A 15852-nucleotide genomic window follows, 5' to 3' on the forward strand; every position below is an offset into this window, starting at 1 on the left:
CTGTACAATTTTCGTTAACCGTATTATCAACCCAAACTAAACAAATGTATGATTTTTTTTAAGTCTGGCGTATGCTGTGAAAACAGTCGCCATAAGGAGGTGTATTATGCCTCCCCGAATCTAAACACTGATAATCAGAACCAGTTTTGGAGTGTTCTGCTCCGGTCTCCAAAACAAATCTTATCAGCTAAACTAGTACTGATTATGAAATTGACTTTTTTCTTAACCGCATTGGTGGTGATGAATGTCTCTGCGAGCAGTTATTCACAAACGGTTACTTTTACAGGGAAAAATGTGCCCCTGGAAAAGGTTTTTACATCCATAAAAAAACAAACGGGATACGTCTTCTTTTACAATTTTAAATTGCTTGACCAGGCAAAACCAGTAACGCTCGATGTATCCGCGGCACAGTTGTCTGAAGTATTGAAGACCTGTTTTAAAAACCAATCGCTCGATTATAGTATAGAAGATAAAACTATTGTCATCACACAACGAGTTTATACTGGGGGGAATTTGAATATTCAGACTCAAGTAGCACCGCCTAAGACTATTAAGGGCAGGGTTGTGGACACTAAAGGAAAACCATTGCCAGGTGCAACTGTGAAAATCAAGAATACGAATAAGGTGGTGCAGACGAACGCACAGGGGGAATTCGAACTGAGAGATACCGAAGAGAAGGTGCTTCTTTATGTTTCATTTATTGGTTATAAACCTCAGGAAGTTATAGGGAAGAGTGCTGATGCAGTTACGATTATCCTTGAAGATGTTGAAGGATCCTTAAATCAGGTTGTTGTAGTTGCTTATGGTACTTCTAAAGTGAAAGACGTAACCGGATCTGTATCACACCTTGGTACTGCTGAGATTGCAAATGCACCAATGGGGGCGAGCGTTCAGAGCCTGTTGCAGGGTAAGGCTGCGGGGGTAAATGTAATGATCCAATCGGCATCACCATCATCGCCTGTTTCTGTAATTATTCGCGGTGCATCTTCATTGTCCGGCAATAATCAACCTCTTTGGGTAATTGATGGTGTTCCGGATTATTCAAATACATCTTTTGAAAAAGATGGAAGAATTAATAGTTCTATATCTGGAAATATTGCAAACAAGTTGTATAACCTTAATTTAAATGATGTTGAATCTATCGACATATTAAAGGATGCCTCTGCTACCGCTATTTATGGTTCACGTGGTGCAGCAGGTGTGGTGCTTGTTACCACCAAGCATGGCCGTGAAGGAATGAAACCTACCATTGAATTCTCAACTCGATATGGTAAACAGTTTATCGATAAAAGTAAAATCGGGGTATTGGTTGCTGATGAATACATCAACCTTTCTAAAGCTTCTGTTAGAGAGGCTGTAATGTCGGTAGGTGGGTTAGACTACTTTACCAGACAATTTATCGATGAAGCTAAATTTAACAGTAAGTTTAAGAATACGAGTCATTTAACTAAAGGCTGGATTACCGATGATTTGTTTAGGTCGGATGCTTATTTGAGTGGAAATACCGATTGGTGGGACTTAATGACCAGAAATGAAGCGACTAAAGATTATTCATTGTCTTTAAGAGGTGGAACCAAGCAGTCTAGTTATTATACCTCTGTATTTATGAAGGATCAGAATGGGGTTGTAATTGGGGGTAATAGTAAAACTTACGGTATGCGTTTTAATTTCGAATCTTCAGTCAGAGATATCCTTAAGCTGGGCATAAATATCAATGCAAACGCCAGAAGTATCAATAATAAGGATGCGATGTTGGGCGTAATTCTAAAAATGCGCCCGGATTTTCCTGCTTATAATCCTGATGGCAGTATCAATAAGATTTCTACTTATACTAAGAATCCTTTGTTAGAGCTTCAGGATAGAAATGAGGGGAAAGGTAAATCTGGAGCCGTGTCCATGTTTTTGGAGTATGATATTATGAAGGAGCTAAAATTAAGAACAACCGGTACTGCAGATTACTCGACAAACAAAACCGATCTTTTTAAGAAAACAGCTTATGATGGTAATTTGAACTCCAGGACCATCGATCAAAGTGAAAATACGGTATTGGTTTGGGAGAATACACTGAATTATTTTAAAACCTTCGGTAAGCATGATATTAATGCTTTAGCTGGTTTCTCCATGGAACAAAATGATAGTGAAGGTTTCTCTGCTATAGGTACTAATTTTCCAGACGAGGAGGTGCTTATTGATTTAGGTAGTGCTGCTATAAAATCGAGCATCAGAAGTTCGCTTTATTCAAACTCATTGGTGTCTGGATTTGCCCGCATAAATTATAAGTTTAACAATAGATATTTGGTTACTGGGACGGTGCGTAAAGATGGCTCATCACGTTTTGGGCTAGATAGACGTTGGGGGTTCTTCCCATCAGCAGCTTTAGGGTGGATCATTACCGAGGAAGCGTTTGCTAAGCCTTACAGCAATATATTTTCTTACTTAAAGCTACGTGGCTCTGTGGGTAAAACAGGTTCTCAGAATTTGGGTAATTACGCCTGGCAAACATTAATGGGTGCGAGAATTTACAATGGATTGCCAGGGATAGTTCCTTCCACACTAGGGAATGACATTCTTCAATGGGAATCGCAAAACCAAATAGATCTTGGCCTTGATTATGGCTTGCTTAATGACCGGATCAGAGGCTCATTTGGTTGGTATCAGAAAACGGTAAGTAACTTATTGTATTCGGATCCAGTACCGACATCTTCAGCATTTAGTACGGTTACGCAAAATATTGGAAGTCTTAAAAATCGAGGACTTGAGTTTGATATAAAAGGGGATGTACTGAGTTCGGCAAATCTTACCTGGACACTTGATTTAAATGTTGGTCATAATGTAGGTCGCTTGGAAAAATTAAACAGTAGTGCCCAATTTTATGGCGGTACGGCCAATGAATATTTTAGGGTAGATGTTGGCGGTAAATTGGGAGATTTTTATGGCTATAAATATGCTGGAAAACTATTCCGTACGCAGGAAGAGATCATTGCTTTAAAGCCATTGTTGCCGACTGGTTATCAGGGTGTTTATCGTGATACTTATGAAAATCCGGGTGATTTATATTTAATGGATCTGAACAAAGATGGTAAAGTTACGGTAGATGACAGGACTAATTTAGGAAATGCTAATCCAGATGTTTACGGTGGTTTTGGTTCTACAGTGATCTGGAAAGATTTCTATTTCAACGCGACTTTTTCTTATGCTTTGGGCGGGAAAAGAATATTTGATTTAGAAAAATCTACTTCGGGAGATATGAATGTTTACAATGTACCTAGTATGGCACTAGATTCCTGGACCATGAGGGGGGAAGAAGGTACTTTGCCGCGCTTAACTTATTACGGTAGAGGTGCCAATAATATTATGAGCGATAGGTATTTGCATGATGCGTCTTATTTGCGTTTAAGTGCACTGAATATTTCTTATCGATTGCCAAAAAAATTAATGAATGACAGGATGTTTAAAACGGTGGAATTTTCATTTCAGGCAGCTAATTTATTTACGATCACGAAATACCCGGGCTTTGATCCTCAAGGAAACTTTAGCGCATCTAGTACCGCTTTTATGAGTATGGGAGTTGATTATAGCACTTATCCACAGGCTAGGACATTTACGTTTGGTTTGAAATTTATCCTTAACTAAAATTTAATATTATACTGATGAAGAAAGTTAAATTGTATACGCTTCTAGCAGGATTAATCCTTTTTGCTTCATGTAAGAAGTTCCTGGATAAGCAGCCTCCACATAACCTTACGCTGGACAATGCCGTGACTGATTATGCTGGGGCTAAAAATGTATTGAACGGTATGTACGGTACAGTGCAGAATCAAAATTTAGGTGGAGCTTTGATGGTTCCACTATCGGCAATGGCCGGATTTTATACCGGAGACTATGCTGTGAATTACACTATGGCGACAAGACAAGGGGATAAGGACTATGGTGATCGCTGGATAGGCATGTATTCGGCAATAAACGCAGCCAATGCTGCCATCATTTCCATTTCGGCACTTAGTGATAATCAGTTTCCAGCTGGATTACCCAGCAAAAAGAGTATGGTGGCTGAAGCACGCTTATACCGGGCCTGGAACTATAGCTGGTTGTTGTGGACTCGGTGCCATTGGTGGTCGACACCTGAGAACCCGAATGGCTTGATCTACCGCGATAAAATGGCCAACCTTTCTAATCTTCAGGTTGCCCGACTTACAGTAGGAGCGTCTTACGATAAAATATTTGAGGATATTGACGATGCAATAGCTAATGCTCCTAGTTATACGAGTTCCAAGTACTTATCGAAGGAAATGGCAATGGTATTGAAGGCTAAGCTTTTATTATATCGGGGCAAGGGAAGCGACTATACCGAAGCTTTAAAATTGGTGCAGGCTCTAAAACCAAAGGCTTTTATAGAACCGAATGTAAAGAAACTGTATGAGGATGCCTGGGATTCAAAAGAGGTACTTTGGAGCAGGTATCTGGAGTCACCGGGAAGAACGCTATCTGAATTTGCTTATTCTTATGGGATCATCTATAATCATAAATTCAATCTCGAATTTGCTACTGGCTGGTTGGCCTTCGACCCAAGGTATCCTGAGGTAACAGGTATTGTTAGGTCACCAGAGGCCTGGGATGATCGAACGTTTCCTGCATTCACCAAATTGGCACACCGAGGCAGGGTAACTGGACCGGAGGATAACTACGCCACCTATTATTTCCGTTGGTCGGAGTTGTACTTAATGGAAGCAGAATTGATTGCAAGAACCGGTGGGACAGTTACAGATGCTTTAAAGCCAATAAATGCCATGCGTGCGGCTAAAACAAGCGTGGTGTTGCCAGCACTTACAGCTTCTTCTTTAAATGAATTTTATGATGTATTGTTCAAAGAAATCTGGGTGGAGCTGGCTTTAGAAAATGGTAGTGAGTGGTTTGCTTCTCTAAGGTTTATGAAGGATGGGAGGCCCTGGGTTTACAGCTTGAAAAAGGATGTGAATTTTGATGAAAATAAATACATCTGGCCAATACCTGATGCAGAGATGATCAGTAACAAACTTGCCACTCAAAATCCAGACTTAAAATAATCTTAACGAATATGAAAAAACCTATTTATATGTTACTGGGCGGATTGCTCTTGTTAACAGCATCCTGCTCTGATAAAAATGACTTGCTGGTACCTGAAACAAATGACATCACATTTAATGAGATAAAATTGAATGATTTTTCATTTGTTGTTCCTGATGGTGGATTCAAGTCCGGAATAGTAAATTTTAATACTAAAAAAAATACTGATGGTTCGTTTTCTGGTTTTGCTTATTCCAATAGAAATAACCGGTCGTTTACCTGGACAAATACCCAGGCAGCTATAGATACCAATAGATTTAGTGTGTTTACCGCAAAGTATAACCGTACGGAAACATTTGCTGTGGCTGCTGTGAAGGATGATGATGCTTTCTTTACTTTAAATACACCATCTGTAATCGAACATATTCTAGTTGCCAATACTACCTACGGGTATTTACCTATGAAATATGGTGATGTTTATGGGACTGTCGCCGTACCTGAGGTCAATCCTAACATAAAGGCAGCACCAAAAGGCATATGGTATGCTAACGTACCCGGAGGTGTAAAAAAGATGGTTGATGCTGATAAGGACTATTTTAAAATTATTGCTATAGGTTATAAAGGCGGAGTTCAAACCGGAACTAAGGAGTTTTTCCTTTGTTCTATGACCTATGATCCGCTTCATCCAACACAAAGCTATTTATTAAATGATTGGTATAAATGTGATTTGACTTCGCTTGGACAGGTAGACAAGGTGGTATTTCATTTGGCTTCATCAGACAATGTAGCGGGGGTAATGAGAACGCCATCCTATTTCTGCATGGATGGTATTAGAATTAAAAATTAAACAATAAACTATATATAACGATGAAAAAAATAATTGTATCCCTGTTGTTGTCCGCTCCGGCTATGGCATTTGCACAGGAAAGTCCTTACCAAATCAAAGGACAGATTGGAAAACTAGATGCAGCTGCTAAGGTTTTTCTTAGCTATCGTGCAGACGGAAAATTTGTAACAGATTCTGCCGCGGTTAAAGATGGCTCATTTGAATTCAAAGGGGCCGTAGAAGGACCGGTTCAGTTTAGATTGATACTTGACCATGCCGGAAAAGGTATGCGCGCTGCATCCAAAGGGGCAGATGCCATTTCGTTTTATTCTGATAAAATGGTATTGTTAAAAGCGACTGATTCGATTAAAAAAGCTGTAATTACTGGCTCTAAAATTAATCAGGAGAATGCCGTTTACACAAAGGTTATCGCTGCACCGCAAGCTATAATGAATGGATTAGACGCAGAATGGGCTGCGGCTTCTGCTGAAAAGAAACAGGAACCGTCTTTTAGACAAGGTTTGCAAGACAGACATAAACCTGCTCTGGAAGAAAAAACGCGATTGCAGAAAGCCTATATTAAGGCCAATCCAGATTCTTATTTTAGTTTATTGGCTTTAAAGGAAATAGCAGGAAGTAAAATGGATTTGCCAGTAATTGAGCCGATTTTTAAGGGGCTTACACCCGCATTGAGAAATTCTGCTTCTGGGAAAGCTTTAGCAAAACAGATGGAAACGACTAAGTTAACTACTGTTGGTTCTATGGCGTTGGATTTTACACAGAACGATGTAAACGACAAACCTGTTAAGCTTTCTGATTTCCGTGGGAAATATGTGTTGCTAGATTTTTGGGCTTCATGGTGCGGACCATGCCGTGCGGAAAACCCAAACGTAGTATCTGCATTTCATAAATTTAAAGATAAGAATTTCACTGTCTTAGGTGTTTCTTTGGATAATCCGGGTAAAAAAGCAGATTGGTTAAAAGCTATTGAAACTGATAAGCTAGAATGGACTCAATTGAGTGATTTGCAGGGATGGAAAAATGCTGCATCAGTACTATATGGTGTTAGAGGTATTCCTCAGAATTACTTAATCGGCCCAGATGGGAAAATTGTAGCGAGTAACTTAAGAGGGGAAGAACTTCATAAAAAGTTAGCAGAACTACTTTCTAAATAAACGCTAATCATACCTATGAAAAGCATAAAAAAGGGACATCCTGCTGAGCAGGTGTCCCTTTTTTGTTATATCACCCATTTATCACAATCTTTTAAAAACATGGGGTCCGCATCTGCACCAATACCTGGTGTATCCGGCACATCCAGGATATAGCCATTGTAAGTTAAACCGCCAATAATCGGGTCGATAAGATGTCCTAAGAGACAACTGTCAAGGTCGTGGAAAACTACATTTGGACTGGCCAGTGCAAAATGTAGGTTAGCGGTTACTGCAAGTCTGCTTTCTAGCATGCCACCGATCATACATTTGACGCCGGTTTGCAGGGCAACCTCATGAATTTTTTGTGCTTCTAAAATACCCCCTGATTTGCAAAATTTAATGTTCAGGTAATCGCATGATTTGCTGTTGATCAGTTTTCTGGCGTCATGGTGGTTATAACAGCTCTCATCGGCCATGATTTTAATGGCTGAATTTAGACTGAGTTCCGGCAGGCGATCGTCATACCAGGTTCGCATAGGCTGTTCACAAAATTGAATGTCAAGTGGTGCCATTTCACCTAACGCAAAAAGTGCATCATCAAAATCCCATCCCTGATTGGCATCCAATCGTAAGATCATGTCGTTACCGACAGCCTTTCTGATCTGTTTTACCCGCTCAATGTCTTCATGTACATCTTTACCAAGCTTTATTTTTATCATCCCGCAACCCTGTTTCTGGTATTTTAGGGCTAAAATCGCCATGTTTTCAGGACTGCCAATGCCAATGGTCATGTCGGTTTCGATGCTGTGTTTCTGTCCACCCAAAAACTGATATAAAGGCATATTCTTATTTTTTGCCGAAATATCAAACAAAGCCATGTCAAAAGCACTTTTAATGGTACCATTATGATCTATGTAGCCCAACAAGTCGTTCATCCTTTCGGGGATGTCAAGCGGATCTTTACCAATAAGGATCTTCGCCAAGTCTTTGGCTACAGCCAGACAAGTTTCCTGTGTTTCGCCAACAATCATTGGAAATGCAGAGCATTCGCCTACACCATAAATACCAGCATCAGTGTATATTCTAATGAACACATTCTGAGCAAAATGCATGGTTCCTGTTGCAATCACAAATGGCTCAATGGGGATGCTGAAACGGTAAATATCGGTATGGGTAATCTTCATTTCTTATGGTTTGAGTATATTAATTGATAGCTTTATGGTTTCAAATTTGGTACTACTTATCTCACAACACATATTTCAATCTCATGTCTAATATAAATAAAGAATCCAACAATTTAATCAACGCTTCATCGCCATATTTACTGCAACATGCTTATAATCCGGTAAACTGGTACGAATGGGGAGAGGAGGCTTTGCAAAAAGCGAAAGATGAAAATAAATTGATATTGGTGAGTATAGGTTATTCGGCTTGTCACTGGTGCCATGTAATGGAACGTGAAAGTTTCGAAAATCATGAGGTTGCTGAAGTGATGAACCGGAGTTTTGTTTGCATAAAGGTGGATAGGGAAGAACGCCCTGATATTGACCAGATTTATATGTTGGCTATACAACTAATGACTGGTAGCGGTGGCTGGCCTTTAAACTGTATTTGCTTACCCGATCAACGACCGATCTATGGTGGTACCTATTTTAAAAAGGCGGACTGGATTAATGTATTGTCGAGCGTTGCAGATATGTGGGCAAATGAACCTGACAAGGCAAAACAGTATGCCGATAGGTTAACCGATGGGATTAAAAATGCAGAGAAGATCATTCCGAATATAAAGGTTGATGAGTATACCGCAACGCATTTAAAAGAGATTATAGAGCCCTGGAAACGTTATTTTGACATGTCTGAGGGGGGCTATAACCGTGCCCCTAAGTTTCCATTACCCAATAACTGGCAGTTTATGCTACGTTATAGTCACCTGATGGAAGATGATGGTACCCATGTTTCAGCCCTACTTACCCTCGAGAAAATGGCGATGGGTGGTATTTATGATCATGTGGGGGGTGGCTTTGCCCGTTATTCTGTTGATGGAGCCTGGCATGTTCCGCATTTCGAGAAAATGTTGTACGACAATGGTCAATTGATCAGTTTATATGCTGAGGCTCATCAGTACTCGAAATCGATGTTGTTTAAGGAGATTGCAGAAGAAACCATTGCCTGGTTGGAGAGAGAAATGACATCGCCAGAAGGGTTGTTCTATTCTGCGCTAGATGCCGATAGTGAAGGGGTAGAAGGTAAGTTTTATGTATGGGATAAAGCAGCATTTGATGCTGTACTCGGTGCTGATGCTGATTTACTTGCTGATTATTTTAATGTGACTGAGGAAGGGAATTGGGAAGAGGAGCAAACAAATATTTTACTCCGGAAATTTACGGAAGAGGATTATGCCGAGGTTAAAGGTGTTTCCATAATAAACCTGCTCGAGAAAATAAAAGAGGCGAAGTTAAAGTTGCTTGAAGAACGGAGCAAAAGAGTGCGTCCAGGACTGGATGATAAATGTTTAACGGCATGGAATGCGATGGCCATAAGAGGCTTGGCGGAAAGTGCGGGTATATTTGGTAACCCACATTATTATGGACTCGCAAAAAGAGCGGTTTCATTTATCCTGGAAAATTTAAATACTGCTGATGGTGGTTTATACCGTAATTATAAAAATGGTAAGGCTACTATTGCAGGTTTCCTCGATGATTATGCTTTCTTTATAGAAGCCCTAATCACGCTATATCAATATGATTTTAATGAGCGTTGGTTATCGGAGGCTAAGCGTTTGACGGATTATGTATTGCTGAATTTTGAAGATGCCGACAGTCCGATGTTGTTTTATACATCTGGAACAGGGGAGGTTTTAATCGCCCGTAAACACGAGATTATGGATAATGTAATTCCTGCATCAAACTCGGTAATGGCGCAAAATCTGCATAAGCTGGGCTTGTTTTTTGATGATGATCTGTATACGCTTAAAGCAGAGGGTATGCTTGCTGCGGTACTCCCTCAAATTAAGACTTATGGTTCTGCTTATTCCAACTGGGCTATACAAGTTTTGGAAGAAGTATTTGGTATAAATGAAATTGCGTTGACGGGTAAGCATATCGAAAAAGCGAAATCTGAGATCAATAAACATTATATTCCCAATAAAATTACATTAGGGGGAACAAATTCTGAACTTCCTTTGTTAAAAGATAAGGAAAGCAACGAAACAAAAATCTATATTTGCCGAAATAAAGTATGCCAGTTGCCAGTAGCTACTGTTGATGAAGCATTAAAATTGATAAATTAAAAAACATCACAATGAGTATTAAACCCAATACAGTAGTATCATTAACGTACGAATTGCATACGACTAATGAAGAAGGACAGCAAGTTTTTGTGTCTTTTCCTAGGGTTTAATTTGGATTTTATATAGTTTTAGTACTACTTTTGATACTACTAATTATTTGTAAATCTAAAAATATAGTACTAATGAGCAAGTATCAGCGTATCCTATTGGCGGTTGAAAATGGTGTTAAATTTATTCTTGTAGCCCCAAGTAGTATTAATAACGATAAATATCCATTGTATTGGATAGAGTACTTTGCCAATGGTAAGCAAGTAAAATACAAAGATGGTGTAAAACAACTGTACCTATCCTGGGACGGAAAGACTGACTTAAAACATGTTTTCGAATCCAAGCTTGCAAAGCTAAAGGATGGAGTATCCAAGTTAGCATCAGGTGAAAGATATAAAATCACTATGTTTTCAGGTGTTATGGAAATTGCTGGTTTGTTTATGAAGTACCATAAACAACGTCATCAATTAGAAGAAATTCAGGATATCTATAACTACACGGAACGACATAAAAAGTTAAGTGGGTTTCTAGCTGCTCAGTATAAAGATTTAGTACTGCAAGATCTGACAGCGAACGTATGGGTTGATTATCGCACTTATTTAAAGCAACTAGGCTTGGGCAATAGCACAATCAATTTGCAAATGGTATATGTTTCGCAGCTGTATATTTGGTTGAGTGATATTCACGAATTGCCGATTCCAAATCACGCAAAAAAGCTTAAGAAGTTGGATATTAGTAAGCAGCAGCCGAAGTTTAACGAGATCGATTCAAAACTTTTTGATGAATTTTTTGAGGTTGTTGCAAGAGACGATCGGTATCTAAGGTTGAACCTTATGACTCGTTTAGTGGCAGAAAATACATTAAGGCCGATTCAAGTTAGGGAGTTGCAGGTTGCAGATGTAAATCTTGATACTAATCAGATTAAGATCTATGATGGTAAAGGTAAACGGGATCGTATTATCATTATCAGTGATGAGACAAAAGATATTATTCAAAAGATTTTGGATAATACTTTAAAAACCAATAGGATTCCTGATAAAGAAGATTATATAATTGGATTCTCAAATCAGACTAAGCCGAATAAGCCATTTACTCAATCTATGTTTCGAGAGCGTATCGTGATGCCTTTTAAAGAGGAGTTTCCGCAATTTGAATCGATATTGCTATATGACTTTAAACACACCAGTATAACAAGAGCATTTCAGGTACATAGTTTGTATGAGATTCAAAAGCGGGCTGGGCATGCAAAAGTTACCACTACGTCAATATATGATAGGAGTCAACTTATCAGTCGTCCTATTACAGTTAAAGAGTTATCAGAGATTGGTTAAAGATTTATTAATGCTAATTTCGTCTGGTTGTATAGTAATCTTCTTGTTTTTAGGTTGTTTTAAGAGCATCAGCAAACACCAAATCTAGTAGATGTTAAGTTGTCTGCCAAATTCAGTTATTGATGGTTGTGGTTTCATTTTATAAAATTTATAAACCAAGAATAAATCACAAAAGCAAAAATTCAAGTGTTACCATTAAAAATCTATAAAATAAGTATGACCCACTATTGCAGGTCACGTGTAACATATATTGTTAAATTAATTCTTTAATGGATGTTTATGTAATTTTCAATTTCTCTAATGTATTCGCTTATTTTTTGTTTTTTTGTGTTTATGAAATCAGACATAGGTACTGAGTGTAATTTAAAACCTTTATTTATTTTGGAGATCTCTATTTTAAATTCATAAACCTTACTGCCTTCAACTAAGCTTGACATTAAGAAATACTGTTGGTTTTCAAAGAGGAATGAGCTACCAATATACCTTTCGTCTTCAGTGCTATTGCTTTGATAATCATTAAAAACTTTTTTTATTTGATCAGATATTTTTTGAATATCAATATCTACATAAGTTGGGATGATTATGTTATTTACATATTTTTCAAGAAAACCCTCTGGTAGGGCAGTGCTAAAAGTTAAATGAACTTCTGGAAATTGTTTTTTTTCTGTAACAGTGCAAGTAAAAATATTATTTGTATCAGAGATAGCAATAATACCATCCTTTGGTTTTATTAGCACATCATAAGAGGAACCTGCATGTTTAGTCAATTCCTGACCTAGTTTATTGATATCGGGTTTGAGCGCATTTAAAATAAGCATATTTATAGTATAAAAGAATTTGTAAAGATTAAATCAGTAAATAGGCAGTATTATTAACCAAAAACATGTATGATATTACGATATGTTTCTTCTAGGTCTGATTCTAATTCTGGATTATTAAATAGTATTGGCTGTGGATTTTCAGTATCTATGTGCCTTGCAAGACTATCAAACTGTACTGTGTACTTAATGTTTTCCACGTTTTGTATTTGGGTTACTCCTCTACCTATTAGGTCAATTAGGTATGGTTCGTAATCTGGTTTCCAATTTACGTGGACTTCTACAATTCCCTGTACATTCACAACTAAAGCTTTGTTTGGTTTCATATAATTATACTCATTTTGGTTTAAGAATTGAATATATAGATTAATACCGATGTGTGATAATTATTTTTTTTGAATGACATATTTTGGTAACGTAGTGGAGAAAAGTGTAAATTTTATTATTTCTCCAACTGCAATATAAAACATCATCTATATTACCCTTCGGATGTTGAAAAGAGAGAAAGTAAGCTTTTTATAAAATTTATTATAAAATAAAAATGACCCACATTTAGCAGGTCATTGGTAACATGTGTTACTAAACTAATTCGTTAAAGATTGTTTATGTAATTTTAATTTTGTAGTAACTCAAAGAAAGAAAAAATATAGAATTTATATCTATTTCTTTTCGTCAGTGTCTTTATTTTTTATACCAAAGAAATTATTATAAATATCACTTGGTTCGTGTAGTTTTGATTTATACTCTTTATCTTCTTTTGGATTATAGAAAATTAAACCACCTATAAAAAGAATTAAGAACGCAACACCATAGTAAATGTAAGTGTATAAGAAAAAATGTCTTAACGTTTCCTTTATGCCTTTATAATCACCTAAATAGGTGTAGAACCCTGCGATAAGTATTGTTAATATTATCCAAATTATTAGAAATTTCATTTTTGTTAATTAAGAATGCTTTCTATTAGATCGTTAAATGCCTTTGAATCATTTAAATCCATCAACATCGGATTGGCGATGGAAACATACACATTACCATCTTCAACGTTGACAGTGAATTGAGGCTGATTTTTAATGTTCTTCACAAACAAGGTGTTATCTGATGAATCATCATACATATAACTGAAAGGGAAAGTATTTCTAATCTGTTGGAAGATTTTTTCAGGTGAAATCCCTTTTCTATTTCTGTAGGTGGTGGTTTGGTTCATAGCTAAATATATAGAAAGTAGTTGGTTACGCAATAACTCATTAAATATGTTATTCTTCTTGCTTAGCTCATTTGCTTCTGAAACTTCACTTCAACTAACTAATTCCGATAGCTTTTTTGTAGTGTGCGATGAAATTTTTTACATGCTGAACATCTGAAATTGTTTGTAGCACTTCTTGCTTCTTAGTGCCCATTTCTCGATGAATCGTAAGTGTGTATCCTTTTTTAACAAGCTTTTCAAGAAATTTGAAGTAATCATTGACCATATCATCGTAAGGAAATGCTTCTATTGTTTCCAAATATATAGGGATTATTTTTTGGTAATTGTCGTAGTTGCTCATACTAGTTGTTTGATATTATAATTTAACTTCTGTTTCGAAAATATGTATCACAATTGTTGAACCAGAAGTTATGTTGCTTATTCCTAGTAGATAAGGAAACGTGAGTAGAATGTGCTGGGTAACCATCACAACATATTGGAGAAATATCTTCTCCAAATCGCTTGACTTTTTTCGATTCCAGGTTATTGTTGCAATTATTAATAAATAATTGTACTTCTTTTTTGCAGCGCACTATTTATTAATATAAATCTTGATGATTTGCATTATTAGTTTAAAGTGGTGGGAGTAGCTGCCCACCATTCTCTTAATCGATCATCTAGAATAAAGGGAAAAATTAATAAATAAATGCAAGCAATTAAAATTAACACTTACGTTAATACCTTCACACCTAACGTAGCAGGTACTATTACCATTGAACAATGTTTCAAAAATATTCAATCTCCTTCTGAAGATCATAAAGCTAAAATAATCGAGGCTAGAAAGCTAAAATTACAATTTTTTAGTACTAAAAATGAAGTAATAAAAGCTGCTATAAAAAAGGAATATGAAAAAATAAAATTACCACTTCCTTCTGTATCATATAATGGAATATTTAATTCTTATAGGGAAAATAAGAACTATACTTGCGGTACTGGATTATTATATATTGATGTAGACTCTACTGGTTTTATTCCTGAAACGTTGGATAGAAATAAAATATTCAGTTATTATAAATCTGTAGGTGGATTAGGCTATTCAATCTTAGTTAAGGTTAATGATTTAACAATTGAAAATTTCAATTCTACTTATCAATATGTAGTTAACGATTTAGGTATTGAAAATATATATGATGTTGATGCAAAAAAAATAAGTCAACAATCTATTATTTCTTTTGACCCTAATATTTTTATTAATAATAATTCATTTGTTTATTCATCTATAAATGAAGAAAAATTAGATAACATTGAAAAATACCCCACTGGTCACATTAATATAAAAAAAGGAAAACATAATGTAACCGATGGGGTAAAAAATATATTAAAGTATAATAACCTAGATGATTTTGATTTTAATGGTAATGATTATATAGAAGACTGGTATAATGGATTACAATATGTGTACTGTACTAGACCATTCCAATTATTGACAGATGGAAGAAAAAGATATATGATAACTTATATAAGAAATCTTGTATGGTTAAACCCTACTGCAAGTAGGTGTCAAATATTAAATTCCGCAAAGTTTGTTAACCTTAGTATTAGCAATGAACCATTGCCAAATATTATAATAGAAAAGCAAGTAGATTCTATCTTTAAACAATTGAAAGATGGTACATTAGAACCAAAAGTTAAAATCAGAAAGATAATATTCAACCCTAAATGTTTGTTAACAAAGGATGAAAAACACAAGGTAAGATGTGAAAGACAGTCAATATATTATTCTGATGTATCCACTGGGAAAATCTATAATATCATTGAGGATTGGAATTTTGAATTTAATGGTAAAATTACAATTGCTACAGTTACTGATATATCAAAATTGGATGCGGAAACTAAATTAAATAAAAAAACTGTAGAAAAAAGATGGGGTAAAATTAAGGAATATATTAAATCATTAAATGAAGCTAGTAAAGATGAAATTAAGCGATTTAAAGATCTTAAATCTAAGACTGGTAAATCGCCTGATGATGAAGACTTAACCCAACTGATGACAGATATGGATGTTGTTACCATAACAGAACAGTCAATGATTGAATCACCAGAATATATATATGATGATGAAGATTTGGAATTTATCAATTTACATTAATTCACTTGATT

Annotated in this window: 13 protein-coding genes; 7 read left to right on the top strand and 6 right to left on the bottom strand. The window is 36.3% G+C overall.

Going from position 1 to position 15852, the window contains the following annotated elements; translation table 11 throughout:
* Positions 1-204 precede the first annotated feature (204 nt).
* Genes BLS35_RS08945 through BLS35_RS08960 form a run of 4 tightly spaced genes read left to right on the top strand, consistent with a single transcriptional unit; the run spans position 205 to position 7044 of the window.
* The gene (locus tag BLS35_RS08945) at positions 205-3633 is read left to right on the top strand and encodes a TonB-dependent receptor (protein WP_207909096.1); all 3429 of its coding nucleotides are present in this window, start codon (positions 205-207) and stop codon (positions 3631-3633) included.
* A gap of 17 nt (positions 3634-3650) precedes the next feature.
* Positions 3651-5063 (top strand): RagB/SusD family nutrient uptake outer membrane protein, encoded by a 1413-nt coding sequence (locus BLS35_RS08950; protein ID WP_090780007.1) that lies wholly within the window; start codon positions 3651-3653, stop codon positions 5061-5063.
* 11 nt (positions 5064-5074) lie between these two features.
* On the top strand, positions 5075-5890 hold the full coding sequence (locus tag BLS35_RS08955; protein ID WP_090780009.1) for a DUF4465 domain-containing protein: 816 nt from the start codon (positions 5075-5077) through the stop codon (positions 5888-5890).
* Positions 5891-5910: 20 nt separating this feature from the next.
* Positions 5911-7044: a TlpA disulfide reductase family protein gene (locus tag BLS35_RS08960; protein ID WP_090780011.1), complete on the top strand. Its 1134-nt coding sequence runs from the start codon at positions 5911-5913 to the stop codon at positions 7042-7044.
* A gap of 65 nt (positions 7045-7109) precedes the next feature.
* Here BLS35_RS08960 and BLS35_RS08965 read toward each other — a convergent pair whose 3' ends face one another.
* Positions 7110-8207, bottom strand: a complete 1098-nt coding sequence (locus BLS35_RS08965; protein WP_090780013.1) for a mandelate racemase/muconate lactonizing enzyme family protein — start codon at positions 8205-8207, stop codon at positions 7110-7112.
* An 83-nt stretch (positions 8208-8290) separates the two neighbouring features.
* On the opposite strand from BLS35_RS08965, the gene BLS35_RS08970 reads away from it, so the two are divergent.
* Complete coding sequence (locus BLS35_RS08970; protein ID WP_090780015.1) at positions 8291-10312, top strand: thioredoxin domain-containing protein; 2022 nt, start codon at positions 8291-8293, stop codon at positions 10310-10312.
* A gap of 182 nt (positions 10313-10494) precedes the next feature.
* A complete protein-coding gene (locus tag BLS35_RS08975) occupies positions 10495-11691 on the top strand; it encodes a tyrosine-type recombinase/integrase (RefSeq protein WP_090780017.1) in 1197 nt (398 codons plus the stop codon).
* Positions 11692-11957: 266 nt separating this feature from the next.
* On the opposite strand, the gene BLS35_RS08980 is transcribed toward BLS35_RS08975, so the two are convergent.
* From BLS35_RS08980 to BLS35_RS09000, 5 genes are all read right to left on the bottom strand, one after another.
* On the bottom strand, positions 11958-12509 hold the full coding sequence (locus BLS35_RS08980) for a hypothetical protein (RefSeq protein WP_090780019.1): 552 nt from the start codon (positions 12507-12509) through the stop codon (positions 11958-11960).
* 53 nt (positions 12510-12562) lie between these two features.
* Positions 12563-12835, bottom strand: coding sequence for a hypothetical protein (locus BLS35_RS08985; RefSeq protein ID WP_090780021.1), 273 nt, complete (start codon positions 12833-12835; stop codon positions 12563-12565).
* 333 nt (positions 12836-13168) lie between these two features.
* The gene (locus BLS35_RS08990) at positions 13169-13444 is read right to left on the bottom strand and encodes a hypothetical protein (RefSeq protein WP_090780023.1); all 276 of its coding nucleotides are present in this window, start codon (positions 13442-13444) and stop codon (positions 13169-13171) included.
* Positions 13445-13449: 5 nt separating this feature from the next.
* Positions 13450-13713 (bottom strand): hypothetical protein, encoded by a 264-nt coding sequence (locus BLS35_RS08995; RefSeq protein WP_090780026.1) that lies wholly within the window; start codon positions 13711-13713, stop codon positions 13450-13452.
* A 94-nt stretch (positions 13714-13807) separates the two neighbouring features.
* Positions 13808-14053 (bottom strand): hypothetical protein, encoded by a 246-nt coding sequence (locus BLS35_RS09000; RefSeq protein WP_090780027.1) that lies wholly within the window; start codon positions 14051-14053, stop codon positions 13808-13810.
* 345 nt (positions 14054-14398) lie between these two features.
* On the opposite strand from BLS35_RS09000, the gene BLS35_RS09005 reads away from it, so the two are divergent.
* The gene (locus tag BLS35_RS09005) at positions 14399-15841 is read left to right on the top strand and encodes a hypothetical protein (protein ID WP_090780029.1); all 1443 of its coding nucleotides are present in this window, start codon (positions 14399-14401) and stop codon (positions 15839-15841) included.
* Positions 15842-15852 lie beyond the last annotated feature (11 nt).

Origin of the sequence: Pedobacter sp. ok626 (assembly GCF_900100435.1) — a bacterium.
Classification (GTDB): domain Bacteria; phylum Bacteroidota; class Bacteroidia; order Sphingobacteriales; family Sphingobacteriaceae; genus Pedobacter.

What these genes read in the sequence shown, in the direction of transcription:
- BLS35_RS08995 (WP_090780026.1), bottom strand. Translation starts at nt 13,713, where the DNA reads ATGAACCAAACCACCACCTACAGAAATAGAAAAGGGATTTCACCTGAA.
- BLS35_RS08975 (WP_090780017.1), top strand. Translation starts at nt 10,495, where the DNA reads ATGAGCAAGTATCAGCGTATCCTATTGGCGGTTGAAAATGGTGTTAAA.
- BLS35_RS09000 (WP_090780027.1), bottom strand. Translation starts at nt 14,053, where the DNA reads ATGAGCAACTACGACAATTACCAAAAAATAATCCCTATATATTTGGAA.
- BLS35_RS08945 (WP_207909096.1), top strand. Translation starts at nt 205, where the DNA reads ATGAAATTGACTTTTTTCTTAACCGCATTGGTGGTGATGAATGTCTCT.
- BLS35_RS08985 (WP_090780021.1), bottom strand. Translation starts at nt 12,835, where the DNA reads ATGAAACCAAACAAAGCTTTAGTTGTGAATGTACAGGGAATTGTAGAA.
- BLS35_RS08965 (WP_090780013.1), bottom strand. Translation starts at nt 8,207, where the DNA reads ATGAAGATTACCCATACCGATATTTACCGTTTCAGCATCCCCATTGAG.
- BLS35_RS08950 (WP_090780007.1), top strand. Translation starts at nt 3,651, where the DNA reads ATGAAGAAAGTTAAATTGTATACGCTTCTAGCAGGATTAATCCTTTTT.
- BLS35_RS08990 (WP_090780023.1), bottom strand. Translation starts at nt 13,444, where the DNA reads ATGAAATTTCTAATAATTTGGATAATATTAACAATACTTATCGCAGGG.
- BLS35_RS08980 (WP_090780019.1), bottom strand. Translation starts at nt 12,509, where the DNA reads ATGCTTATTTTAAATGCGCTCAAACCCGATATCAATAAACTAGGTCAG.
- BLS35_RS09005 (WP_090780029.1), top strand. Translation starts at nt 14,399, where the DNA reads ATGCAAGCAATTAAAATTAACACTTACGTTAATACCTTCACACCTAAC.
- BLS35_RS08970 (WP_090780015.1), top strand. Translation starts at nt 8,291, where the DNA reads ATGTCTAATATAAATAAAGAATCCAACAATTTAATCAACGCTTCATCG.
- BLS35_RS08955 (WP_090780009.1), top strand. Translation starts at nt 5,075, where the DNA reads ATGAAAAAACCTATTTATATGTTACTGGGCGGATTGCTCTTGTTAACA.
- BLS35_RS08960 (WP_090780011.1), top strand. Translation starts at nt 5,911, where the DNA reads ATGAAAAAAATAATTGTATCCCTGTTGTTGTCCGCTCCGGCTATGGCA.